22 protein-coding genes are annotated in these 20967 nt (G+C 59.1%); 7 read left to right on the forward strand and 15 right to left on the reverse strand.

Features of this window, described 5'->3' with window-relative positions; genetic code table 11:
* Nucleotides 1-6 precede the first annotated feature (6 nt).
* The 3 genes from AB6B39_RS03990 to ccoS are packed head-to-tail and all read left to right on the forward strand — an operon-like array spanning nucleotide 7 to nucleotide 2872.
* A complete protein-coding gene (locus AB6B39_RS03990; RefSeq protein ID WP_284373389.1) occupies nucleotides 7-519 on the forward strand; it encodes a FixH family protein in 513 nt (170 codons plus the stop codon).
* Complete coding sequence (locus AB6B39_RS03995) at nucleotides 516-2723, forward strand: heavy metal translocating P-type ATPase (protein WP_284373387.1); 2208 nt, start codon at nucleotides 516-518, stop codon at nucleotides 2721-2723. The genes AB6B39_RS03990 and AB6B39_RS03995 overlap by 4 nt, the downstream gene beginning before the upstream one ends.
* Nucleotides 2720-2872, forward strand: a complete 153-nt coding sequence (gene ccoS, locus AB6B39_RS04000; protein WP_284373385.1) for a cbb3-type cytochrome oxidase assembly protein CcoS — start codon at nucleotides 2720-2722, stop codon at nucleotides 2870-2872. Before AB6B39_RS03995 ends, ccoS begins: the two co-directional genes overlap by 4 nt.
* A gap of 53 nt (nucleotides 2873-2925) precedes the next feature.
* Here ccoS and AB6B39_RS04005 read toward each other — a convergent pair whose 3' ends face one another.
* Both AB6B39_RS04005 and AB6B39_RS04010 read right to left on the reverse strand, forming a co-directional pair.
* Nucleotides 2926-3192, reverse strand: a complete 267-nt coding sequence (locus AB6B39_RS04005; protein WP_284373383.1) for a hypothetical protein — start codon at nucleotides 3190-3192, stop codon at nucleotides 2926-2928.
* Nucleotides 3189-3572, reverse strand: coding sequence for a hypothetical protein (locus AB6B39_RS04010; RefSeq protein ID WP_284373381.1), 384 nt, complete (start codon nucleotides 3570-3572; stop codon nucleotides 3189-3191). The genes AB6B39_RS04005 and AB6B39_RS04010 overlap by 4 nt, the downstream gene beginning before the upstream one ends.
* A gap of 112 nt (nucleotides 3573-3684) precedes the next feature.
* On the opposite strand from AB6B39_RS04010, the gene AB6B39_RS04015 reads away from it, so the two are divergent.
* Both AB6B39_RS04015 and AB6B39_RS04020 read left to right on the forward strand, forming a co-directional pair.
* Nucleotides 3685-4830: a PAS domain-containing sensor histidine kinase gene (locus AB6B39_RS04015; RefSeq protein ID WP_284373379.1), complete on the forward strand. Its 1146-nt coding sequence runs from the start codon at nucleotides 3685-3687 to the stop codon at nucleotides 4828-4830.
* On the forward strand, nucleotides 4827-5411 hold the full coding sequence (locus tag AB6B39_RS04020) for a response regulator transcription factor (protein ID WP_284373377.1): 585 nt from the start codon (nucleotides 4827-4829) through the stop codon (nucleotides 5409-5411). Before AB6B39_RS04015 ends, AB6B39_RS04020 begins: the two co-directional genes overlap by 4 nt.
* Before the next feature lie 60 nt (nucleotides 5412-5471).
* Here AB6B39_RS04020 and AB6B39_RS04025 read toward each other — a convergent pair whose 3' ends face one another.
* The 3 genes from AB6B39_RS04025 to AB6B39_RS04035 form a co-directional block, all read right to left on the reverse strand.
* Complete coding sequence (locus AB6B39_RS04025) at nucleotides 5472-5924, reverse strand: hypothetical protein (protein WP_284373375.1); 453 nt, start codon at nucleotides 5922-5924, stop codon at nucleotides 5472-5474.
* Nucleotides 5925-5985: 61 nt separating this feature from the next.
* Nucleotides 5986-6534: an SRPBCC family protein gene (locus AB6B39_RS04030; RefSeq protein WP_284373373.1), complete on the reverse strand. Its 549-nt coding sequence runs from the start codon at nucleotides 6532-6534 to the stop codon at nucleotides 5986-5988.
* The gene (locus AB6B39_RS04035) at nucleotides 6521-6838 is read right to left on the reverse strand and encodes an ArsR/SmtB family transcription factor (RefSeq protein WP_284373371.1); all 318 of its coding nucleotides are present in this window, start codon (nucleotides 6836-6838) and stop codon (nucleotides 6521-6523) included. The genes AB6B39_RS04030 and AB6B39_RS04035 overlap by 14 nt, the downstream gene beginning before the upstream one ends.
* Before the next feature lie 173 nt (nucleotides 6839-7011).
* Between AB6B39_RS04035 and AB6B39_RS04040 the strand changes: the two genes are divergently transcribed.
* Entirely contained in the window at nucleotides 7012-7653 is a 642-nt protein-coding gene (locus tag AB6B39_RS04040) for a helix-turn-helix domain-containing protein (RefSeq protein WP_284373369.1), read from the forward strand.
* Nucleotides 7654-7712: 59 nt separating this feature from the next.
* Nucleotides 7713-8453, forward strand: coding sequence for a M50 family metallopeptidase (locus AB6B39_RS04045; protein ID WP_284373367.1), 741 nt, complete (start codon nucleotides 7713-7715; stop codon nucleotides 8451-8453).
* Here the strand turns inward: AB6B39_RS04045 and AB6B39_RS04050 are convergent.
* The 10 genes from AB6B39_RS04050 to AB6B39_RS04095 all read right to left on the reverse strand — a co-directional run bounded on the left by AB6B39_RS04050 (nucleotide 8450) and on the right by AB6B39_RS04095 (nucleotide 20940).
* A complete protein-coding gene (locus tag AB6B39_RS04050; RefSeq protein ID WP_284373365.1) occupies nucleotides 8450-9109 on the reverse strand; it encodes a DUF1523 family protein in 660 nt (219 codons plus the stop codon). The genes AB6B39_RS04045 and AB6B39_RS04050 overlap by 4 nt on opposite strands.
* A 31-nt stretch (nucleotides 9110-9140) precedes the next feature.
* On the reverse strand, nucleotides 9141-9419 hold the full coding sequence (locus AB6B39_RS04055) for a hypothetical protein (RefSeq protein ID WP_284373363.1): 279 nt from the start codon (nucleotides 9417-9419) through the stop codon (nucleotides 9141-9143).
* The gene (locus tag AB6B39_RS04060; RefSeq protein WP_284373360.1) at nucleotides 9420-10913 is read right to left on the reverse strand and encodes a DUF6638 family protein; all 1494 of its coding nucleotides are present in this window, start codon (nucleotides 10911-10913) and stop codon (nucleotides 9420-9422) included. It lies immediately after the preceding gene.
* 292 nt (nucleotides 10914-11205) lie between these two features.
* Nucleotides 11206-13149: an AAA family ATPase gene (locus tag AB6B39_RS04065; RefSeq protein WP_284373358.1), complete on the reverse strand. Its 1944-nt coding sequence runs from the start codon at nucleotides 13147-13149 to the stop codon at nucleotides 11206-11208.
* A 17-nt stretch (nucleotides 13150-13166) separates the two neighbouring features.
* On the reverse strand, nucleotides 13167-14291 hold the full coding sequence (locus AB6B39_RS04070) for a hypothetical protein (RefSeq protein ID WP_284373356.1): 1125 nt from the start codon (nucleotides 14289-14291) through the stop codon (nucleotides 13167-13169).
* Nucleotides 14292-14302: 11 nt separating this feature from the next.
* Nucleotides 14303-15391 (reverse strand): hypothetical protein, encoded by a 1089-nt coding sequence (locus AB6B39_RS04075; RefSeq protein ID WP_284373354.1) that lies wholly within the window; start codon nucleotides 15389-15391, stop codon nucleotides 14303-14305.
* 121 nt (nucleotides 15392-15512) lie between these two features.
* Nucleotides 15513-16352 (reverse strand): mechanosensitive ion channel family protein, encoded by an 840-nt coding sequence (locus AB6B39_RS04080; protein ID WP_284373352.1) that lies wholly within the window; start codon nucleotides 16350-16352, stop codon nucleotides 15513-15515.
* 9 nt (nucleotides 16353-16361) lie between these two features.
* On the reverse strand, nucleotides 16362-17552 hold the full coding sequence (locus tag AB6B39_RS04085) for a hypothetical protein (protein ID WP_284373349.1): 1191 nt from the start codon (nucleotides 17550-17552) through the stop codon (nucleotides 16362-16364).
* Nucleotides 17549-18979, reverse strand: coding sequence for an argininosuccinate lyase (gene argH / locus AB6B39_RS04090; protein ID WP_284373348.1), 1431 nt, complete (start codon nucleotides 18977-18979; stop codon nucleotides 17549-17551). The genes AB6B39_RS04085 and argH overlap by 4 nt, the downstream gene beginning before the upstream one ends.
* Before the next feature lie 77 nt (nucleotides 18980-19056).
* Nucleotides 19057-20940 carry an amidohydrolase family protein gene (locus AB6B39_RS04095; protein ID WP_284373345.1) on the reverse strand — a complete coding sequence of 628 codons (1884 nt, stop codon included), beginning with the start codon at nucleotides 20938-20940 and terminating at the stop codon, nucleotides 19057-19059.
* Nucleotides 20941-20967 lie beyond the last annotated feature (27 nt).

Below are 20967 nucleotides of genomic sequence, written 5' to 3' on the forward strand. Positions count from 1 at the left end.
GTGGTTATGGCAGACACGGTTTCCATAAACCCTGATGAACAGGATGCCGGCTGGCGTTTGACAGGCCGCCATGTGCTGCTGCTCATGGTCGGGTTTTTCGGGATCATCATTGCGACCAGTATCGTTTTCACGACTTTGGCCGTGACCTCCTTTCGGGGTGAAGATGTCGAACGCTCCTATCGTCAGGGGCTCGACTACAATACGACCCTGAGTGACCGCGCCGTGCAATCGGAACTGGGTTGGGGCGCGGCGGTCAATGTTTCCGGTGAGGTGGATAATCGCACGCTTGTCGTTCAGCTCAGCGATAGCGGCGGGGCGGTAATAACAGGAACGACGTTTACTGGGGGTCTCCGCCATCCCGTCGATTCCACACTGGACCATAGGATCGACCTTGAAACGCACGGTGACGGTATAGCCCGCGCCGATATTTCGGGATTGCTGGGACAATGGACGCTCGAAGTCAGCGCCGTAAACGGCGAAGATCGGTTTGAATTCCGGCGCGACCTCGATCTGCGATGAGCGTCACCCTCGCCCCCTTTGTTCGCATTGCAGGCGGTTCGGCTTCAGTCGACCTCGTCGTTGACGGGGCCCGGTGCGGTGGTTGTCTGGCGAAGATCGAGAATGGACTGCAGGCCCTGCCGGAGGTCACGCAGGCCCGCATGAACCTGACGACATCGCGATTGCATCTGGTCTGGAACGGTCCGGCAGACGCAGCCGATTTGTTTGCGCGCAAGCTCGAGGAGATGGGGTTCCGGGCTGCGCCCTATATTCAGAATGATAGCGATCAGCGTGATGCTCAGGCCAGTCGCATGTTGCTCATGGCCATGGCGGCTGCCGCCTTCGGCCTGATGAATGTCATGATGCTGTCCATCGCCGTCTGGTCCGGCGGGGCGGATATGGCGGCGTCCACCCGGACCTTGCTGCACTGGGTATCTGCAGCGATCGCACTACCGATCGCCGCCTATGCGGGCCGCCCCTTCTTTCTGTCAGCTTGGCAGGCGTTGCGCGTTCGCACGACGAATATGGATGTTCCGATCTCGCTTGCGATCCTGCTGGCTTGCGGTCTGAGCCTCTACGAGACGTGGCACGGCCATGTTCACACCTATTTCGATGCCGCACTGATGCTGATTTTCCTGTTGCTGATCGGTCGTTTTCTCGATGCCCGGTTGCGGGCCCGCACCGGGATGGCCGCGCGGCAATTGGCGGCGTTGCAGGTGACCGATGCTAAGCGCCTGCGCACTGATGGGCAGGTTGAAACACTGCCGGCGACACAGGTCCGACCGGGTGATCAGCTGATCGTGGCGCGCGGGGAACGGATACCGGCCGACGGGATCATCCTGTCCGGCAACGCTCAGATCGATGCGGCTCTCGTGACAGGTGAAACGGCTCTGCAGGCTCTGCGTGTCGGCGACATAGTCTATTCGGGCACGATCAATCGCAGCGATGCGATTACAGTGAGTGTTCTGAAAGCCAGCAGCGACAGTTTTCTGGCCGACATTACGGCCATGGTCGAAGCGGGGCAGCAGACGCAGGCGCGTTATGTCCGCCTCGCAGATCGGGCGGCCCGGGCCTATGTTCCGGTTGTTCACAGCCTGGCCTTGCTGACGCTGGTCGGCTGGCTGATTGCGGGTGGAACGCCGCGAACGGCCATTCTGAATGCCATTGCCGTCCTGATTATCACCTGTCCCTGCGCATTGGGGCTGGCGGTGCCCGCCGTTCAGGTCACGGCTGTGGGGCGGCTGTTTTCTCGCGGTATTCTAGTCCGTTCCGGCGATGCGCTGGAAAGGCTGGCGACGATCTCTCACGTTGTTTTCGACAAGACGGGAACGCTGACCCGAGGACAGATCACGCCCGATGTCACGGCAATCGACCATGACGATCTGGCGCGGATCGGAACATTGGCAAGGCAATCGTCACACCCCTTATCCGAAGCGCTCCACATCTATGCTGCGGATCTGGATGTTGCGAAGATCACGGAAGTCGAGGGCGAAGGGCTGATGGGAGAGGTCGACGGACAGTCGGTGCGTCTCGGACAGACGAGTTTCGTCGGTGCGGGCGACCAAATCGATACTGGTCTGTGGGCGCGAATCGGGGATCAGGCGCCGGTTCATATTCCCGTCAGTGACAGGACCCGGCCCGAGGCGAGGACGGTGGTTCGGGATCTTTCAGACATGGGTCTATCGGTTCGCATGCTGACAGGCGATGCGCCGGACACAGCCGCCCAGATTGCGCAGGAACTTGGGATCGAAATGGTCGAAGCGCGGGTCAAGCCCGCGCAGAAGCTGGCCCATATATCAGCGTTGCAAGATAAGGGACGATCAGTGCTGATGGTCGGAGACGGGATCAACGATGCGCCCGCTCTGTCACATGCGAACGCGTCGGCTGCATTGGCGAGCGGAACGGAAATTTCCCGCTCTGCGTCGGATATCGTCCTTCAGGGGGACACATTGGCCGGACTGCCCTTTGCGTTCAGGGTCGCGCGTTCTGCTAGAGCCCGCGTGCGGGAGAATTTCGGTCTGGCGATAGGCTATAATATGCTGGCTGTGCCCTTGGCGGTGTTCGGTCATGTCACACCTCTGGTCGCAGCGCTTGCCATGTCGGCCTCATCGCTGATCGTGACACTGAATGCGCTTCGGTTGCGGCGTGAGGGCGCTTATGAAGGTCCGGCGCATCCCGGGCAGACCTATGTGTCGCCGGCGCGCACAGGCAAGTGTGCGGCATGAATTCTCTACTCTGGTTGATCCCGATTGCATTGGTTCTGGGCCTGACGGCTCTGGCCACATTCGTCTGGGCCCTGCGGTCCGGGCAGTTCGACGATCCGGATGGTGACGCGGAACGAATGCTGAGCGATGATGACTTTCCCCTGACGTAGTGAGGGAGTTTCAGGCAGGACTATTCGACAGGCGTGGCAGGCCGTGACGTCAGCTATGCGTCGTCGTCCGGATCATCTCTGTCGTTGTCTCCGCCATCGTCGTCCCGTGCGCAAACGGTATGGCACGGCATGGGGGCGTCCGGTTCAGGGTCATTCTGTCCAGGCAACTCAATGCGTATGGTCCGTCCGGACGTACACAGCCGTGCCTCGATGAACGTGGACCCGTTCGGGCTTGGCAGGATCGGAAGGGCGATCACGAAACCGACCAGAGCAATTGCCAAAGCCGATACGGTGCTGGACAGGGCAGCAGAAGCGATCACGAATTATCATCCAGAATGTCAAGCAGATGCGAGGGCGAAGCCGGATGCTGCAAGATGTGCAGGCGGTCCTGATTGAAGCTGTCCGAGGTGCCGACAGGTGCGCCGTCGCCTGTCATCAGCAGGATCTGGGGCCGCTCGGTTTCGCCCATTACCAGATTGAGGAAACGATAAATCGGCGTCTGCCCGTGATCGAGATCCATGATCACCGTGTCGCATTCACGCACTGTGCGATGGGAGAGAACATCGCGTGAAAACGCGTCTGTATCCGTCACGTCGCAGACTGGACGGCCACTGGCCTCCAAAAGGGGACGCATGGAGGCCAAGGCCGCCGACTGGCAGTCGATCATATAGATGACAGGTTGTGCAGGGCGTAACGACATGAACAGGCCTTTGGGGTCGAGTGTGACTAGCCTTTGCACCGACTGCGAAAGTGACGTCTGTCACGTTGTGTGCCATTAGCCGGTCGATACCGCCCCCATGGATATGAAGGCCATGACATCAGATCTGCCGACATCCAGCCTCGATGCCGTAATGAACACGCTTGTCGATGGAGCGGTTGTTATCGATTCGCGCGGTCTTGTCAGGCTGATCAATCCGGCGGGTCAGGCGATTTTCGGCTACACGCCGGAAGAGCTGATCGGACACAACATATCCCGGCTTATGCCCGAACCCTACCATTCTGCGCATGACGGCTATATTCGCAACTATCTCGAAACCGGTGAAAACCGGATCATCGGCATTGGGCGCGAAGTCGAAGGGCAGCGCAAGTCCGGCGAGATTTTCCCCATGAGCTTGGCCGTGGGGGAGATGGGACACCGTGACGGCATGCTGTTCATCGGCATCATCCGGGATCTGACGGATGAGCGGCAACGCGAAACCGATTTCAATGAGCTTCAAGCCCGCCACTTCCATCTCTCCCGGGTCGCGGCGATGAACGAGATGGGCGCAGCAATTGCGCATGAAATCAATCAGCCCTTGTCGGCCGCGGCAAACTATGTCGAGACGGGCCGCATTCTGGCGTCCCGGCGGGATCCTCCCGACGACCGACTATTGTCGATCCTCGACAAGGCGCTGGAACAGAATCACCGCGCGGCGGAAATTATTTCGCGCATGCGGACATTCATCGAACGCGGCGATGTTCAGTCCGAGACGGTTCATCTCGGCGATATGATCGACGAAGCGATGATGCTGTCCCTGTCCAAATTTCGGGACACGCCGATCGCCATCGACCGCCGGATCGATCCGGACGCGCTGCGCGTAAAGGGTGATGCGGTGCAGATACAGCAAGTGCTGGTCAACCTTGTCCGGAACGGGTGCGAAGCCATGATCGATCAGCCGGTTAAATGCCTGACCCTCTCTATTCACCCGGACGCGGAACATCCGGACATGAGCCGGATCAGCGTGTCCGATACCGGCGAAGGCCTGTCCGATGCCGTCATCACGGACCTGTTCACAGCCTTTACTTCGACGAAAAGTGGCGGGCTGGGCGTCGGTCTGTCGATCAGTCGGTCAATCGTGCACGCGCATGGAGGCCGTATCTGGGCGACGGATAATGACGGCCCCGGCGCGACGTTCAGTTTCACCCTGCCGCGTGTACAGACGTGTGCCGAGGCTGTTAATGTGGATCGACCCGCATGAGCCTTTCGATCCATGTCATCGACGATGATGAACAAGTTCGGGAGTCGCTGGGCCTGTTACTGGAAACGGTCGGTCACACGGTCCTGACCTTCGCCTCCGGTGAGGCCTATATCGAGGCGGATGCCGCGCTGACGGATGCCGTGCTGATCCTCGATGTGCGAATGCCGGGTCGGGACGGTCTGGATGTGCTGGACCATGTCAGGCAGCGTTCCGCATCGGTTCCAGTGATCATGATTAGCGGGCACGGTGACATACCGCTCGCCGTCAAGGCCATGCAGAGCGGGGCCAATGACTTCGTCGAAAAGCCTTTTGTCGCGAACCGGATTTTGAATGCCATCGACAAGGCCGGAGCCCCCGCTGACCAAACGGTGCCCGAAAGCGAGGACCGGCTGGCCGTGCTGACACCACGCGAACGGGAAGTGGCCGAGCGGCTTGCCGAAGGAAAGCCGAACAAGATCGTTGCCCATGAATTGGGGGTTTCGGTGCGGACGGTCGAAACGCATCGCGCGCGGCTTAAATCCAAACTGTCTATCGGCTCATTGGCAGAACTGGTCCGGATTGTGCTGGAGTCCGAAAACTAGGGACTGCGGACATGCGTTAGCAGACTGCGCGCGAAGCCTGGCACGGACTTCGTTAGCGCCTTAGACTTTTCGACAATCGTGCCGGATCATCGACTGCCAGCCTGTACGGGTCTTTGCCTCCGCCGCCCAGATCATACCGTCATCCGTCGGCCAGACGCCAAAGCGCGCCAGACCGGATGGCATATCGGCATGAAAGCCTTTGGCGGTGTCATGCATCTCCGTCACATCCGCCATGACCCCGTAGGATTGGCCGCCATCGCTGGTAAAGGACCAGAAGGCGGGAACCTTGTCAGCGTTCAAGCCGTAATGGGCGATTTCCGAATAGGTCTTTCGACCCTCGCCAATGTCCCAATCCGCTTGCAGGCGGATGAACTTGCCATCGAGAATGGTCGTATAGGTCCGAATGCAGACGACCTTGCCCATCGGTGTGTCCGGGTCGATCGCAAGCCACTGACCAAGTAGCGGTTTCATGAATCCCATCTTGCCGCGCCCGGTCTTCCAAGTCTGTGTCATCTTGTATCTTTCAAAAAGGCGTGCGCTCGGGTCGCGACGATTGGGGCGTTTTCCGTCCGGGTCAAGAGAACGACTTCGCCCTTAGAGCGGCGATCGTCTGGCGATATTCCGATTCGAGCGTATCGTGCCGGGTCCAGAAGTTTGGAGCGAGCGCCCGCGACAAGCGGCATTCAAGTCGTTCCAGATGAGTGTGCCAACCCGCAGCCGAACCGACCATGTCGCTGTCGCTCGTGATCCGTTCATGAACCAGATGAAGTTCGGTCCCATCTGCCACCTCTTTGAGTGACATCGTGACCAGTGTTTCCCCATCAGGCCCCGCGCCGGGCCAGAGAAAGGCCAACGTCCTGGGCGGATCATAGGTGACGACCGTGCCCTCGAAATCAGCCGTATAGCGCCCCTCCGGGACGTCGTCCGGGCGTTTGTCGCCCAGCTTTTCCGGGTCGAATTTGAACGCGATCCGTCCGCCTGCGCGGGGTTCGACATCGCCGCGACATAGCCATTGTCCGCGAAGCTCGTCTTCCGTGAGAAAGCGCCAGACGGTCTCGACCGGGCTGGGCAGGGTGCGACGAAACTCCAGCCGTCCGTCCGCGATGAGGTTAGTGTCGGTCATTCTCATAGTCCTTCACAGCGCTTTCGAGCGCATCCAGACGGTCGCTCCAGAAACGTGAATATTGATCAAGCCAGTTGCGCAGGTCCCGCATTGGGGCAGCGTTCAAACGGCAAACCTGTGTGCGACCGATTTTGCGCTTCTCCACCAGTCGCGCTTCCACCAACACATGCACATGCTTGGAGGCTCCGGCGAAACTCATATCGAGCGGTGCGGCCAGTTGTCCGACTGTTGCGGGTCCTTCGCTCAGCGCCATGAGAATATGCCGCCGCGCGGGGTCTGACAGCGCCCTGAACAGCGTGTCCATGTCGGATTTATACTCAACCATATGGTTAAATAACAAATATGAGGATAAGACTCAACCCTGAAGTTGAACAATTAAAGTGACGGGGGAGGTCTGCGTAGTTCTACGTACGTAGAATTCCGAACTGATATGAAGGGCACATTTCTGGCACCAAAGTCTCATTGCAGGGGACATCAATGCCACTTTCGTCACACGCTGATTCCATTCTGGGCGCTGTCAGGGTCTATCCGGACAAAACGCCGATCTATCATCAGGGCGATACGGCGATGCGTATCTTCCGGGTCAATAGTGGTGTCGTCATGACATTCCGGCTTCTGGAAGACAGCCGTCGTCAGATTACGGGCTTCTGTACGGAAGGAGAGTTTTTCGGCCTCTCACCTGACGGCGAGTATAAGGACGGGGCCGTCACGGTTACGAGCGCCGGCGTGCAGAGCATTTCCATTGCTGCCCTGGAATCCGATCCGGTCCTGAGCGCGAAACTGCTCGCCCATAGCTGGCGCAAGGTCGAAGACACACAATCGCTCATGATGACGCTGACGAAAACATCGTCCGAAGCCCGTGTCGCGGCTTTCCTTGTCATGCTGGCCGAACGAAGGGGCCGCCGGGACGGGCATGAAGACAGCGCACCCATTCAGGTCGGCCTGCCCATGTCGCGCCTCGATATTGCGGACTATCTCGGCCTGTCGCGAGAAACGGTCAGCCGTCGCCTGACGGATCTGCAGGAGCTGGGCCTGATCGATCTGCCGGATATTCATACAGCCTGTATCACCCAGTTCGATGGACTTCGCCGTCGTGCGGGATTGATGGCGGCGGCCTGAGCGCAAGGCGCTATCTCGAATGCACTTGCATCCCCGATCCGTGATCGTGATGAGGATGCATGAATGCGAAACCCTCGCCGCGACAGCTTGATCCGTCCGACCGCCTGAGCCCGACCCAGTTCTGGGGGCTGGTGGTGGTCGTCTTCGTGGTCATGCAATTCCCGCTGGTCCGAATTCCGGTTTTATTCGTCTCCACCTGGGCGCATGAGCTGGGGCATGGTTTAGGGGCGATCCTGACGGGCGGGACATTCTATGATCTGACCGTTTTTCCAAACTTCTCTGGTGTCGCGTTGGTTGGGGTCGTCAGCGATTTCTCGCAGGCCACGGTCATCATGCTGGGCCTGCTGGGCCCAAGCCTGTTGGGGGTTCTGATGATTGGGCTAACGCGCGGGCTGCACTGGCCGCGAGCGGCCCTCGCCGTCATGGCCGCGCTGATGGGATTGTCGTTGATCTGGGCTGCGGATCTTTTCACGCTGGGGACGCTAGCTGTTGGAGCTATGATGTTCGGATTGATGGCATGGAAACTGCCAGACCGCGCAACATTGCTCACAGCGCATGTGGTGGCCATCGCGCTGTGCCTGAACGCGCTGACGGGTTTTGGGTACTTCTTCATGGGCAATGCGGAGGTTGCGGGCAACCTTCACCGTACGGATACGGGCGTGCTGGCCGATCTGTGGGTCGGGCCTTACTGGTTCTGGGGCGCGGTCATGGTTGCGCTCTCAGTTCTGATCCTGGTTATAGGGTTTGTTGCATCGGACCGCTGGGCCCGACGCCATGCAGTCAGGCAAGAGGCTGACTAGCGCGACTTGGGCGAGCCGAAAATCTTGCGCCAGCGACTGCGGACCCGACCGCTTCCGGCCTCCACGCTCTCGCTCACATCGCGCGCGGCGTCCCCGATGGTATCGCCGACAGCGTCGAGCGTCGGGTCAATGCGCTTGGCTTTCCAGCTACGGATCGCCCGCCAGATGAAGAACCAGAGCGCCAGCAACAGCCCGATAAAGACGATGTTGAACCAGGGGATCAGCAACACATCCGGTCCCGAAACCCGCTTGATCGATGTCGCATTGGGAAAGATGGAGAACATCTTGATGCGCCAGCCATAATGGCGGACGGCCACCCATTGCTCTTCACCTTTGGCAAGGCTCTGGGCCAGCGCGGTCACGTCGCCGCTGTCAAATTTGAAATAAGGCGGGAAGCCCCAGCCCGTATCTTCATTGCGGTAGACGATGGTGCTGCCATTGGCCCGTTCCGCATTGATGAAACGGACGTCACGTGTGGCGCCTTCGATGGTGCCGATATCGGCCCGGTCCCAGAACGGTGCACCGGATTCTACGTCGATCCGCTTTACTTCCGTTCCGACGATCTGAACGACGTCCCGGTCCGGCAGATAGTAATTCAGTAGCACCGCGCCGACGATGAACAGGATGAAGGCAGGTATATGGCGTATATATTTCATGTCAGGTCTCTCTTATGCGGGCTGGTCTGGCTCAGCCATATTGAGCGAGCCAGACCAGCCCGAAAATGACGATCGATGGGATGATAAAGACGCCCAGGAAGAGCTTCGGGCGGTAGGAGCGGACATAGGCCTTCATGCCTTCGGCAATGAACTGATCGCGGTCCATCACCTGCCTGCGAATGTCAGGCAGGGCGTCGAATTCGGCTTCCAGCTCCCGTCTATGCTTGAACCGTGCGGTGACGCTGAGGATGACATAGGCCACGCTCAGGATGAGGAAGATCAGGACAATATTGCGAACAAGCCCGAACATTTAGCGCTTCCTTTTCTTCTTTTTCGACCGATCCTTGTCACGCTGGCGACGATCATAAGCTCTGCGTTGTCGGGAGCGATGCCGCCAATCGTCATCGTCTTCGTCCGCGTCATCATCGTCGTCATCATCCCGGTCGCGGGACCGCTTATCTTCTGGCTGGGCCCAGGGGTTGCGGGACTCCGGATTCTTGCGCCCGCGTGTGCGCGGCGCGGCGGGCTCGTCCATGGCCGGTTCGGGCCCGAACAGGGCTTCGCGCGCCCCCGCCTTGTCGATGGCATATTCATGTTCGAGGAAGCGGACGACGAAATCTTTCTTGCTGTCGGACCAGTCGCGGTAAGCCTCGTAGAATAGCGACTTGTGACAGATGAAAAGCTGCCGGAAATCCAGACCGGATAATTCGGATAGCAGCATGTTGACCAGGTCGCGATCCGGGTGACGCGACGCACGCAGCGCGTAGAAGAAGGCGGGATGATCCGGACCCAGTTTTGGCACCCGTCCTCCCATGGAGGCCCAGCGCCACACTTCCATCAGTCCGACATATTCGTCCGGCAGCTCATTGGCGTAGCGCCGTTCCAGTTGCCGGACATTCTGACGTGTCAGGTCTGACAGATCATGCCCCTGATCGGCCGCGGTCGATGCGACGATGAAATCCAGTTTTTGGCGGATGATCAGCGCATTATCGGAATTGGGTCGCTGCACGATCAGCTCGGTCAGACCTTCCTCATAGAGCCAGTCTGAGATCGCCTTGCGGTCATTCAGCGTCAGAGTCTGGGCAATGTCGACATCCTCAATCCCGGCAACGGGGTTGCGTGAAATCAGAGTCGGCGTCTGGGCGTCACGGAAAATATAGACGCCGCCAAAATGAGTGGTGAAATAGTTGCCTTGCGTGAAAACCTGGCTGTCCAGCTTGACCGGATTGCGCTGAATATTGCCTGTGCGCTTGGCCAACTCGATCATCTCCGCGATCAGCACATCGTCCCACCAGGCGTCGCGCTCACGCAGAAACCGGTCGATCTGTCCGGTCAGCGCTTCGGCCTCGGCGACATGGGACTGCGTCGTGTCGGCCGAAACTTCGATCCGGTTCAGGTCCAGCAGGTCCGATGGACTGTCGATCTTGAACACGGAATCCAGCAATTCGCCAGCCACCGCCTCGCGCGCCGTCAGGGCGAAGAGCTGCGCCTCATTATCATCGATATAGCGCCGCAGGATGGAGCGCGAGGTGGAGAATTGCGAACCCAGGAGCGGCGCCGTCTTCTGGTCGAGCGACAGCAGAATAAACATCTGGTTCGCGCCCAGCGGATTCAGATAAAGTTCGTCATCCAGCTCATGCGCCACCTCCGGCGAATAGCCCGCAATATCGATGTGAAATTCGGTCAGACCCGTCCGCTTGCCGATCAGAAACTCCAGCGCACGATTGTACCGCTCGACCATCGCCTTTGATGACACCTCATAGAGGTTTCCATACATCAACCCGGCTTTGATGAGCCGCATCATGAGGTTCGATTCCGTGCGCGTACGGCAAGGAAAAACAGCAAGCCTATTATTGTAAGAACTACCGCACCGGAAACACTGTTGTGGAGTTTTGGGTGCTCTGTTTTCATGAGGCCGGGAACAGAGAGAGCGCTATAATACACAACGAACAGAATTACCGGATTAGTCAGGGAATATACAGCGACAGCTCTGGCGGTACCGTGGTTTGCATTATTGAACACGAAATCTAGATGGTATGCCCAAAATCCCGTCCAATAGAACGGCAGTGCTCCTACAAATATATAGGTTAGGAAGTTCACCCCTTCCTCCCTAAATACCGTTTCTTCGCTTCCTCCATCCGTTCCATATCCCGCACGGCATTTTCGATCGCGACTTCGTCGCTCTTATCGGCGTAGCGGAATTCGCTGTCGGCGTAGCGGTTGATTTCCTGGATGACCATGTCGACCGTGATCTCGCTGGAGAGGTCCGCGATCATGGCGCGTTTCGTGTCATAATCCTTGCGCAGGAACAGCTCCGGCTCTTCCATCCATTCATCGGGTAATTCGAAATCCATAGCGCGGACTTTGACGGCGTCGGTGATGTTCTTGATGGCGCGGCCCGTGAAGCGGGGGTCGGCCTCCTGAATGGCTTTCAGATAGGTGCCGAGCTTGGCGATGGTGTTGAGCTTGCCGGTGCTTTTTTTGACTTGGTCGAACACCGCTTGCAGCGCATCTTCCTTAGGGCGGGCATAGGATTCATAGCTGGCCTTGACCGCTTTCTTGATGGCCTGCGCTTCGAACAGATCATGATCGCCGACCGGAATGTCGTGGTTCTTGCCCATCAGCAGATAGAGAATGTCGATGTAGTCGTCCTGCGTCTGCGGACCGTCGACGAGGAAGCGGGCCGATGCGCGCTGACGCAGCGCATCGTCGACCTTCTCCGGATAGTTGGAAAACATCCCGAAAGTGCAATTGCCGCGCACGACCGTATTGGCTCCGGCGAAGCTTTCCATCAACACAGCGGTAATTTCCAGTTGGCCGGCGCTGCTTTGCCGGTCGCCACGAATGCCGGCCAGTTGGTCGATGTCGTCGATCGTGCCAAAGCCGATGACGTTCGGGTCGATAATCTCCCGAATGAAGGCCTTGGCGTTCTGCGCGGACTTGCCCTGATAGCTGTCAATGCTCTCAGTCGACAGGTTGGCGTAGCGGAACGGATAGTCCGCAGTCTGACAGTAATCGTTGATCAGCCCGGCCATCATCTGGATCAGGATCGTCTTACCCGTCCCCGGCAGGCCGTCGCCCATGAAGGTAAAGATGAACCCGCCAAGATCCGCGAACGGGTTCAGCTTCCGGTCGAAATCATACGCCATCAGCATCTTGGACAGTTTCATCGCCTGATATTTGGCGATGTGGTTGCCGACAACTTCGTGCGGCTTCTTGAAGCTCATGATCAGTTTGGACGATTTGGCGCGGCTGGCGGCCTCAAACCCTCTGATCTCGAAATCATCCGCCTCGACACGGTAGGCAACGGCAATGAATGCCTCGAGCCGCGGCAGATTGGCGGCCCGCATCGCGGCCTTGTCCATCAGCTGTTCGAGGAAGGCGGTAACGACCGGGATCAGCTTGTCTTCGCTATCGGCAAAGGTCGCCAGATCCTGATCCAGCTCCCACAGTGCGCCGGTCAGGGCGGCCTGCGGATTGTCCGTCAGCACTTCTTCCACGTCGCCAACATCGACGGTGAGTTCCGACGTGTCGTGCAAGGTGGAGAGCAGAAAGCTCGCCATGTTGGCAAAGACATGCAGGGCGATCACGGATCCGGCGGCCAGACCTTCATTGAATTCAGCCGTCTTCCCGCTCGGCAGCTTGCCTTCCAGATTGGCTTTCATCAGCGCGGAGAGGCCCGTCGCATCCGCATACTGGTCCACGACCGTCAGTGCCGTGGCCATCGCGCGCCGCAGACCGTGCAGTACGCCGGCCTGAACCGGACTGATCAGATCGTCTTCGGGTGATGTGTCTGCGACCCGGTCGATCAGGTTGACGCCTTCGCTGCGGGCCGTGCTCTGTGTCACCAGGCCCGGCGTCGTCGTGCGAAAACGGCGGCGCCCCGGAATGCCTGGCGAGCGCGCGGCAGCAGGGGCGATCTCTCTGCCCTTGGCCAGGCGCGGCGTATGGTCGAACCCGTCCAGCATGGATTGCGCGGCCGGGATCTTGTCGCGGATCGCGGCTTCCTTGATTTCCATGAGATCAGACGGTGCGGACATGATTTCCTTGTTTCAAATTAGCGGTAGCTGAGGATTTTATCGTTCTGGCCGACGACATATTTGCGCACGCCCTCAAAGTGATGCGCATATTTCTCCTCCATCACCTGATAGGCCCGGTGCGGCAGGATCAGCGAGCGGCTAATGTCAGTGGCGCCCTGCATCTTGCCGTCGAGACCCGGGGCATCAAGCTTGAAGGTCTGCCGCCAGCTTTCCTTGAAGACACCTGTCTTGACCCAGGTCTGGCCGTCGGACACCAGCGTTTCCATTGTCCAGGCGAGTGCCCAGTCGAGTCCTTCCTGACCGATCGCATCGGCCAGAACATTCCGTATCGGGCCATGCTGTTCAGTAAAGGCATGGCTGTGCATCGGGCCCAGATGGAAGCGGCGCAGGCTTTTGGGGTGGAGCGAGTGGAAGTCCGCGTCAAACCCCTTGGCGATGGTCAGCAATTTCAGCTCGGATACCGATTGCGCCATCAGCGCGTCCTGTACGCGTGGCCAGCGCCGTTCATCCTGCGGCAGAGCCCGGCTGCCCGTATCGTCCAGTTCCATCAAATAGACGACCGGGATGTTGGTCTTTGAATCATAGACCGCCCAATGAATAATGTAGCGGCGCTTGCGGCCTTTGACGTCTTTGCCAACCCAAACGGCTTCGGGGTGGTTCTGGCTCAGAAAGGGCGTGCCGCGATCCAGCGTCTCGTAATAGATGCGCTGCGCCATGGCATATTGCAGAGTCGTCGGCGCGGATTGCTCGGACAGAATATGGCTGACCATATCCTTCTTCAGACGGTCCTGCTCCGGCAGCGCTTTAAGGTGCTTCTCGGCCTGGCTGGCATCGGTCGCGAGCTGGATGATTTCTGAAAAGACTGGGAAACCGCTATCGGTCTTATCGATGCTGATCCGCCCGGATTTGGGCGACCGGTTGGTCATCAGATATTTGTAGGACAGGGCCGTGAAGCTGCTGGACAGGTCGGACAGATAGCGAGCGAGAATGCTTCCTTCCGCTTCGCTCAACTGTCCCTCATCGACTGACAGGCGTGCTACCTGTTGCAGATGGCCGATGATGCGGTCGAACTTGGCGAAATAACGCCGGGCTGCCCGCGCACTGTCAAGCACACGATGCTCATATGTCAGGTCCAGATCCACGCGTATGGGGCCTAGCCCTGCGCTCCCTCGCCATAGGCATTGGCGTCATGTTTCTTGACGATCTCCTCGAACCGGCGGGCGAAACGCTCATCGGCCTTGGCCTTTTCTTCCAGAACCTTGCGGGCAAAGACGATATGCTCTTCATGACTTTCCATCATTTCCGCCATCTTGTTATTGGTGGCGGACCCGATCGCGGCCATGGCGACCTGCGCTTCCTTGTCCGTGGCGACGCCGATCTCGTTGATCTTGTGTGCCACATCCTGCTGCTGGGCGGTCTTCAACGACTTGGACAATGCATCATAGAGCACGACACGCTGCTTCGTGTCGGTCTGCAGCTTGTTGAGCAGCACCATCTGGGTCGCAATCTGGTTCTGGAGGCTATCCATCCAGGTCTTGCCCTTCTCGATATAGCGCTCCAGCGTCTGGCTTTCGGACAGTTTGACCTGTTCCAGCTGCGCCAGCTCATTATGGCGTGAATTGACAGTGGCGAGTTGGGATTCGAGCTTGGAGCGCTCCTTGGCATCGGTCGCGACGGACAGCTTGTTCTCCAGTTCGATGATCTGCGGATCGAGCGCGGTAATTTCCGTCTTGATCTGTTCCAGCGTTTCGACGGCGGCCTCGCGGTCGGCGAGCGTCTTTTGCAGATTGCCTTCAACCTGATTCTTGTGCCGACCCAGTTCGTTCAGCTGTTCCTGCAGCATGGCCTGGATCGTGTTGGACTTGGCGATCAGGTCCTGCAGCTTGTCTTCGATCGTCGCGGCGCGGATACGCTCGGCGCGCAAGGACTCCGCGCGCTGCTTGGAAAAGAAACCGACAAAGGTCTCCCATCCCGTCTTGGAGCGCATTGCATCGAAATCCTTGGAGAAGCCGGATGTCACATCGTCGAGCCCCATGATCAGCTCGGCAATATTGGCATTCATCAGCTCCGTATGGGCGTGCACATCGTCAAGCGATGCCGTTTCGATATCCAGTGAAATATCGGTGCCCTGACTCATCTTGGAACGCGCCGTATCGATCCGTGAGGACAGCTCGGCGATCTTGCTCTGTGCTTCCAGAACCTCTTTCTTGGATTGTTCAATCTGTGCGTCGAGTGTCGACATGGTCTCTTCTCCTCCCGGGTCTGTCTGTTCGTTGGCGTCTACGGATAATGTAGGATGATTATTATCGATTTTCAATAAGACTCGGTGAGGATTTCGCGAAACCTGCCTTAGTCTTCATGGTCTATCCTGCGCCACGATCCTGTATTACGGCAAGCGCATTCATGCTCACAGGCTTCGCGCCAGCGGCCTTTATCGCGTTTTTGCCGCGCTCCGTCAGATCGCTTATGAATTTGAACTGGTCGCGCATATCGAACGGGTAGGCCTTGAGCTGGTAATGGGTAGCGAACTCGGTTTCTTTCAGGACGACGAGGACAGGGCGCCGGTAGTCCAGATATGCACTCGTCAGGGCAATATCGGTCAGCCGGGCTCTAACGGCGGCGGCATCGTGGCTAGGCTCCACATAGAAATGGGCCACGCACATAAGCGTCTGCGCACCGGAATTGGCATTGGAAATATTGTTCGACCAGATCGAATCGTGCGGCACGGTGATGATGTCGTCCGATGGGGTTCGTAGCCGGATGGCCCGCATACCCAGACTGATGACTTCGCCGTAGTCGCCGTCCACTTCGACCCAGTCACCGGGGCCGTAGGGCCGCTCGAAAATGGCGACGATACCGGCGATCAGGCTGCTGACATAATCCTTGAAGGCAAAACCGATCGCCACACTGGCCGCACCGGCAATAACCAGAAAATTCTGTAGCGTAATGTTGAAGATAAGCGGGATGATCCAGAGCAGGGCCGTCAGGATAATGACCATGCGCAGGATCGGAACGGCGCGAAGTAGATAAAGGCGGAGCCGGCTCGGACCCCGATCGGCCAAGAACGGGATGGTCCGCCGGACGACCCAGATGGTCGCGAAACTCAAAAGCAGGATCAGGGCGATCTGGACGAAGCTGATATCCTGCAATTCGTTGAACAGGCTGGCCGCTTTTTCTTGTGTCGCGTCGAGTGTCTCGTCCATTCTGGCCTCCTACAACACGTCCAGCGGGTAGCCATTATTGCGCAGTCCGTCCCGGATCGTCGGATATGCGGCAGGAATGCAGCGGTAAAGCCCGTCCGTCTCGTCGATCAGGCCATCGCGGAGCAGGGAACTCAGCACATTGGTGTAGGATATGAGCGGCACTGTCCGGTCGATATTGGCCTGCGTCAGCCCGCCATGGATGAGCAGGGCATGCAGGACCAGAAGCGCATTCTGGTCGCTGCGGTCCGGAAGGGAGACGCTGCGTGGTCGGGTGACCCAGATGGTTTCGGGGTTTGACGGATCCTCCTTCGGCGCTGCGTCCGATGCGTCGGTCGCGTCGTCGGTGTCGGCGGGTCTGGCCAGATGCAGCCCGTCTCGCCAGAGATGCCAGGCGACCCAGGGAATGCCGAAACTGCGCCGGGCCAAATCCGTCATATAGGCGGAAATCTCGTCGTCTCCGTCACCGTTTCCGAACACGTCTGCGCCACTATCGACCGCGCGAAAGCATAGCCGTTCGGCGCGTTCGTCCGACACATCATCCGGCAGTGTGCCGAGTGCAAGACGGCCCAGCCAGTTCCGCAGGCGGTGCCGGTTGAAGGCGCGAAAGGTGATCGGCTCGCTCAACACAAGATCGATCTCGCAGCTCTTGCGTAGAAACTGCCAAGCCCAGCTATTGCATCCGATCAGCGCGCGGCGTCGAAAGCCCGCCAGCCCCCGGATCAGTTCGCGGACGGCGCTCAGGCCCTGCGGCGTTCGCAGGAACCGGTCTTCCAGACGCGGAATGATCAGGGGCGGTTGATCGGGATCGTTCAAACCTTCCAGTTCCGCCGGATCGCGGTCGGCTGAAAACAATTCCAGATCGTTCTGCCGGGCCCAGACACTCAATATGTCGTCCCGCTCGCAGGGCGGCAGAACGACCATCTGTAAGGGCTGCACCGCATTGGAAGACGCCGCCCAGTCTTGCAAGGTCAGATCCAGTTCGGCCATCAGGGGATGGCTGGCGGGGGGCGGTGCTAGACGATCCAGCAAGGACGGCTCTACCGAAACAAGCGTCTCCATATCGACGGCGGACTGCTCGCGCCGCCCGCGCAGGCGTTCCAGCAATGCGGTGCGAACCCGGTCGATACCATGATCGACAGGCGTGCTCGGCCAGTCATATTTGCCTAGAGGGCGGAACGGAACAATGACGGGTTCGGTCAAGGTGTCGGCATATCCAACTGCGCGCGCCAGCGGGCGACTTGTTCACAGACCCGGTCCGGTGCCGTGCCGCCATAGCTCATGCGGCTGGTCGCACTAGCAAGGGGCGACAGTACAGAAAAGACATCGTTCGTAATCCGCGGTTCGACCGTTTGCATGTCCGCCAGTTCAAGCCCGTCCAGCGCCAATCCTTTATTCTCTGCCATCGCCACGATCCGTCCAGTGACATGATGGGCGTCGCGGAACGGCATATTCAGCCGCATCACAAGCCAGTCGGCCAGATCGGTCGCCGTGCTGAAGGCCGCGCCTGCGGCCTCGGCCAAACGGGCTTCGTTCGGGGCCATGTCGCGAACCATACCCGCCATAGCGCGCAGGGCGAGTTCCAGGCTCTCGAACGCTTCGAACACCGGTTCCTTGTCCTCCTGCATGTCCTTGGAATAGGCCAGCGGCAAGCCCTTCATCACGATCATCAGCGCCGTCAGGCTGCCCATGATACGCCCAACCTTGGCGCGCACGAGCTCTGCCGCGTCTGGATTGCGTTTTTGCGGCATGATGGAGGATCCGGTCGTGAATGCATCCGACAGAGCGATAAAGCGGAACTGGGCACTGGTCCAGATCACGATCTCCTCGGCAAGACGCGACAAATGCGTCGCACAAATCGATGCGGCTGCCAGCGCTTCCAGTGCGAAATCCCTCGCCGAGACCGCATCGAGCGAATTGGCCATCGGGCGATCGAAACCCAGCGCCTCTGCCGTCATGTCCCGGTCGATCGGATAGGGCGTACCGGCCAGCGCCGCTGCGCCGAGGGGGCTCTCATTCATGCGGGTGCGGCAATCGCGCATCCGGGAGCGGTCGCGCGCGAACATTTCGAGATAGGCCATCATATGGTGGCCGAAAGTGACGGGCTGGGCGCTCTGCAAATGGGTAAAGCCTGGCATGATGGTGTCCGCATGGGCGTCGGCCTGATCGAGCAAGGCCGCCATCAGGTCGCCGAGCAGATGATCGAACAGATCAAGTGACTTGCGCGTCCAGAGGCGGAAATCGGTCGCGACCTGATCGTTGCGCGAGCGTCCCGTATGCAGTCGTCCGCCGGCATCGCCGATCCGCTCTTTCAGTCGCGCTTCGACATTCAGGTGAATGTCTTCCAGCTCTTCGGAGAAAGGAAAGTCGCCCGCTTCGATTTCGGCAAGAATGGCGTCCAGACCGGACAGGATCGCATCGCGGTCAGCGTTGGAGATAATGTTCTGCCGCGCCAGCATCATCGCATGGGCCTTCGACCCGGCAATATCTTCGGCCGCCAGTTTCCGGTCAAAGCCGATCGAGGCATTGATCGCCTGCATGATGTCGGACGGTCGCGCGCTGAAGCGACCGCCCCACATGCTCTGGCCTTGCTCGGCCCTGTCATTCGGGCCTTGGGGAGTCTCACTCATGACGCGCTCGGATAAGGGCCCGATGGACCAGTTCGATATGCGTGTAGCGGGTGCAGCCTGTCAGGTGAAGCGGTCTTCTACTCTGTGTCCGCGATCAGGCCGCGAAGCCGCTCGATCATGATCACGGCGTTTTCATTATCGGGGTCTAGCGCGAGCGATGACTGGTAGGCGGTGATCGCCGCCTCATGTTGGCCAGCGGTCGCGCGTGCGTCTCCCAGCCCGTAGATGGCGTCGGCATCTTGCGGAAATAGGTCGACACGAAGCTGGAAGAGTTGTGTCGCTTTATTAAGCTCACCCTCTTCCAGCAGGCGATAGGCTGCCCGTCGCATGAACCGCTTGCTGAAATAATCTTCAACCGCTTCGCCGTTTAGTTGCGTCGCGGGATGGCGAAGCTGATCGATCATGTGCTGGGCCGCGACGATGTTGCCGTCATGCATATATCCGCTCATCGCTGCGGCGATGTCGCTGGGGTGGAGCCGGGCGTCCGGATTATCTGTCAGCCATTGCGTCGCACCGGCCAGCCCTTCAGCGCGATAAGCCGCCAGCCAGGCCTCGACAGGGCGCGTAGCTGGAACATGAACGACCCCGGATTTCACCACGGTAACGCCAGCCCTGAAATGAACAGGATCTGCAAATGGGTTCTGCTCAAACAGAACCATATCGGCAGGACGTCCTACGGCAATGCTTCCGGCCCGGTCATCGATGTTCAGAGCCCGCGCTCCGTTGATGGTCCCGATCCGTAAGACATCGGCGATGGGAATGCCGCTCCTGGCAAGCAGTTGCAATTCGGCCAGCGCGGCTTCGCCACCATTGCTGGCATCCGTGCCCAAACGGATCATGACACCGGCCTCATGCGCGCGCCGGACCTGCACCATCACATTCAGAAAGGCGGCGCGGGCATAGTCCGGATCGACGAAGTCTGGACGGATATCAGGCTCGCTGCGCGGGGGGTAAGGATCAAAGCCCGAATAGACGTCGCTCTGCCCCGCATTTGCGGCAAGCACGTTCAGCGCTGTGCTTATGCTCGAACGGGTTTCGGCCAGACGGTCAATCAGCAGGTCCATGTCGGCCCGTAGCGTGGGTGTGCGCTCAATAACGTCATGATAAAGGGTAAGCCCCCGTGTCCACTCATCAAGCGTTTCATGGTCGCGCAACTCTGTCTGTTGACGGATCAAAGCAATCATCGGGTCGGGACTGCTGACACTGCGGGTCAGCGTGAAGACATGCTCGAAATTGCGCAGACCATCATCGATGGCATCTGCAATGTTCACGAACCCATTATCGATATGCCCATAAGGCGTAACGCCGAGCTTGGCGGCCTCGTCAATGGCCGCAGTGAGTTCAGGTCGTTCCAGTTTCCAGTAGAGCTTGATGCGCCGCGCGCCCTGGTCGCGATAGCGCCGAACCTGCGCGCGCGCCTCATCGGGTGAGGCGACGAGAACGTGGTGGGGCGGCGGCGTCTCGTCCCAATCATGGGTGGAGCCGATGGACCCAGCAACCAGCACCATGTCTGGACGGTGCGCGACGGGCGTGTTCTGCCATGCGACCAAGGTCGGGACCCAAGCCGGAGGTTGACCCATTTCGGCAACCGTCGTTACCCCATGGTCGAGATAGGTCTGGGCCAATCTGGGCCAGTCCTTTTCGCTCAATGTCCGGGTGGCGATCACCTGATGTCGCATATGAATATGGGTGTCGATCAGGCCGGGGATCAGCAGGCGGTCATTGCCGTCAATAATCTGCGGGGCCGATTCAGTGTCCGATACGGAACGAATGGCCACGATGACGCCATCTTCGATGAAGACAGACTGGTCTGGCACGACCTTACCTGTCTCACTGTCGAAGAGGCTGACATCGCTTATGATGAGGTCAGGGCTGTCGGCCTTTGACGGGCCACAGCTACAGATCAGAGCAGCACATATAAGCGGCGCGGCCCACCGAGCGGGTCCTGAATGTCTCATCATCTCGCCTCCTTATCAGGCCAGATAGCG

The organism is Algimonas porphyrae (assembly GCF_041429795.1).
In the GTDB taxonomy this organism is placed as follows: domain Bacteria; phylum Pseudomonadota; class Alphaproteobacteria; order Caulobacterales; family Maricaulaceae; genus Litorimonas; species Litorimonas porphyrae.

What these genes read in the sequence shown, in the direction of transcription:
- argH (WP_284373348.1), bottom strand. Translation starts at nt 18,979, where the DNA reads ATGAGTGAGACTCCCCAAGGCCCGAATGACAGGGCCGAGCAAGGCCAG.
- AB6B39_RS04065 (WP_284373358.1), bottom strand. Translation starts at nt 13,149, where the DNA reads ATGTCCGCACCGTCTGATCTCATGGAAATCAAGGAAGCCGCGATCCGC.
- AB6B39_RS04045 (WP_284373367.1), top strand. Translation starts at nt 7,713, where the DNA reads ATGAATGCGAAACCCTCGCCGCGACAGCTTGATCCGTCCGACCGCCTG.
- AB6B39_RS04010 (WP_284373381.1), bottom strand. Translation starts at nt 3,572, where the DNA reads ATGTCGTTACGCCCTGCACAACCTGTCATCTATATGATCGACTGCCAG.
- AB6B39_RS04015 (WP_284373379.1), top strand. Translation starts at nt 3,685, where the DNA reads ATGACATCAGATCTGCCGACATCCAGCCTCGATGCCGTAATGAACACG.
- AB6B39_RS04035 (WP_284373371.1), bottom strand. Translation starts at nt 6,838, where the DNA reads ATGGACACGCTGTTCAGGGCGCTGTCAGACCCCGCGCGGCGGCATATT.
- AB6B39_RS03995 (WP_284373387.1), top strand. Translation starts at nt 516, where the DNA reads ATGAGCGTCACCCTCGCCCCCTTTGTTCGCATTGCAGGCGGTTCGGCT.
- AB6B39_RS04040 (WP_284373369.1), top strand. Translation starts at nt 7,012, where the DNA reads ATGCCACTTTCGTCACACGCTGATTCCATTCTGGGCGCTGTCAGGGTC.
- AB6B39_RS04095 (WP_284373345.1), bottom strand. Translation starts at nt 20,940, where the DNA reads ATGATGAGACATTCAGGACCCGCTCGGTGGGCCGCGCCGCTTATATGT.
- AB6B39_RS04030 (WP_284373373.1), bottom strand. Translation starts at nt 6,534, where the DNA reads ATGACCGACACTAACCTCATCGCGGACGGACGGCTGGAGTTTCGTCGC.
- ccoS (WP_284373385.1), top strand. Translation starts at nt 2,720, where the DNA reads ATGAATTCTCTACTCTGGTTGATCCCGATTGCATTGGTTCTGGGCCTG.
- AB6B39_RS04025 (WP_284373375.1), bottom strand. Translation starts at nt 5,924, where the DNA reads ATGACACAGACTTGGAAGACCGGGCGCGGCAAGATGGGATTCATGAAA.
- AB6B39_RS03990 (WP_284373389.1), top strand. Translation starts at nt 7, where the DNA reads ATGGCAGACACGGTTTCCATAAACCCTGATGAACAGGATGCCGGCTGG.
- AB6B39_RS04050 (WP_284373365.1), bottom strand. Translation starts at nt 9,109, where the DNA reads ATGAAATATATACGCCATATACCTGCCTTCATCCTGTTCATCGTCGGC.
- AB6B39_RS04080 (WP_284373352.1), bottom strand. Translation starts at nt 16,352, where the DNA reads ATGGACGAGACACTCGACGCGACACAAGAAAAAGCGGCCAGCCTGTTC.
- AB6B39_RS04075 (WP_284373354.1), bottom strand. Translation starts at nt 15,391, where the DNA reads ATGTCGACACTCGACGCACAGATTGAACAATCCAAGAAAGAGGTTCTG.
- AB6B39_RS04060 (WP_284373360.1), bottom strand. Translation starts at nt 10,913, where the DNA reads ATGATGCGGCTCATCAAAGCCGGGTTGATGTATGGAAACCTCTATGAG.
- AB6B39_RS04020 (WP_284373377.1), top strand. Translation starts at nt 4,827, where the DNA reads ATGAGCCTTTCGATCCATGTCATCGACGATGATGAACAAGTTCGGGAG.
- AB6B39_RS04055 (WP_284373363.1), bottom strand. Translation starts at nt 9,419, where the DNA reads ATGTTCGGGCTTGTTCGCAATATTGTCCTGATCTTCCTCATCCTGAGC.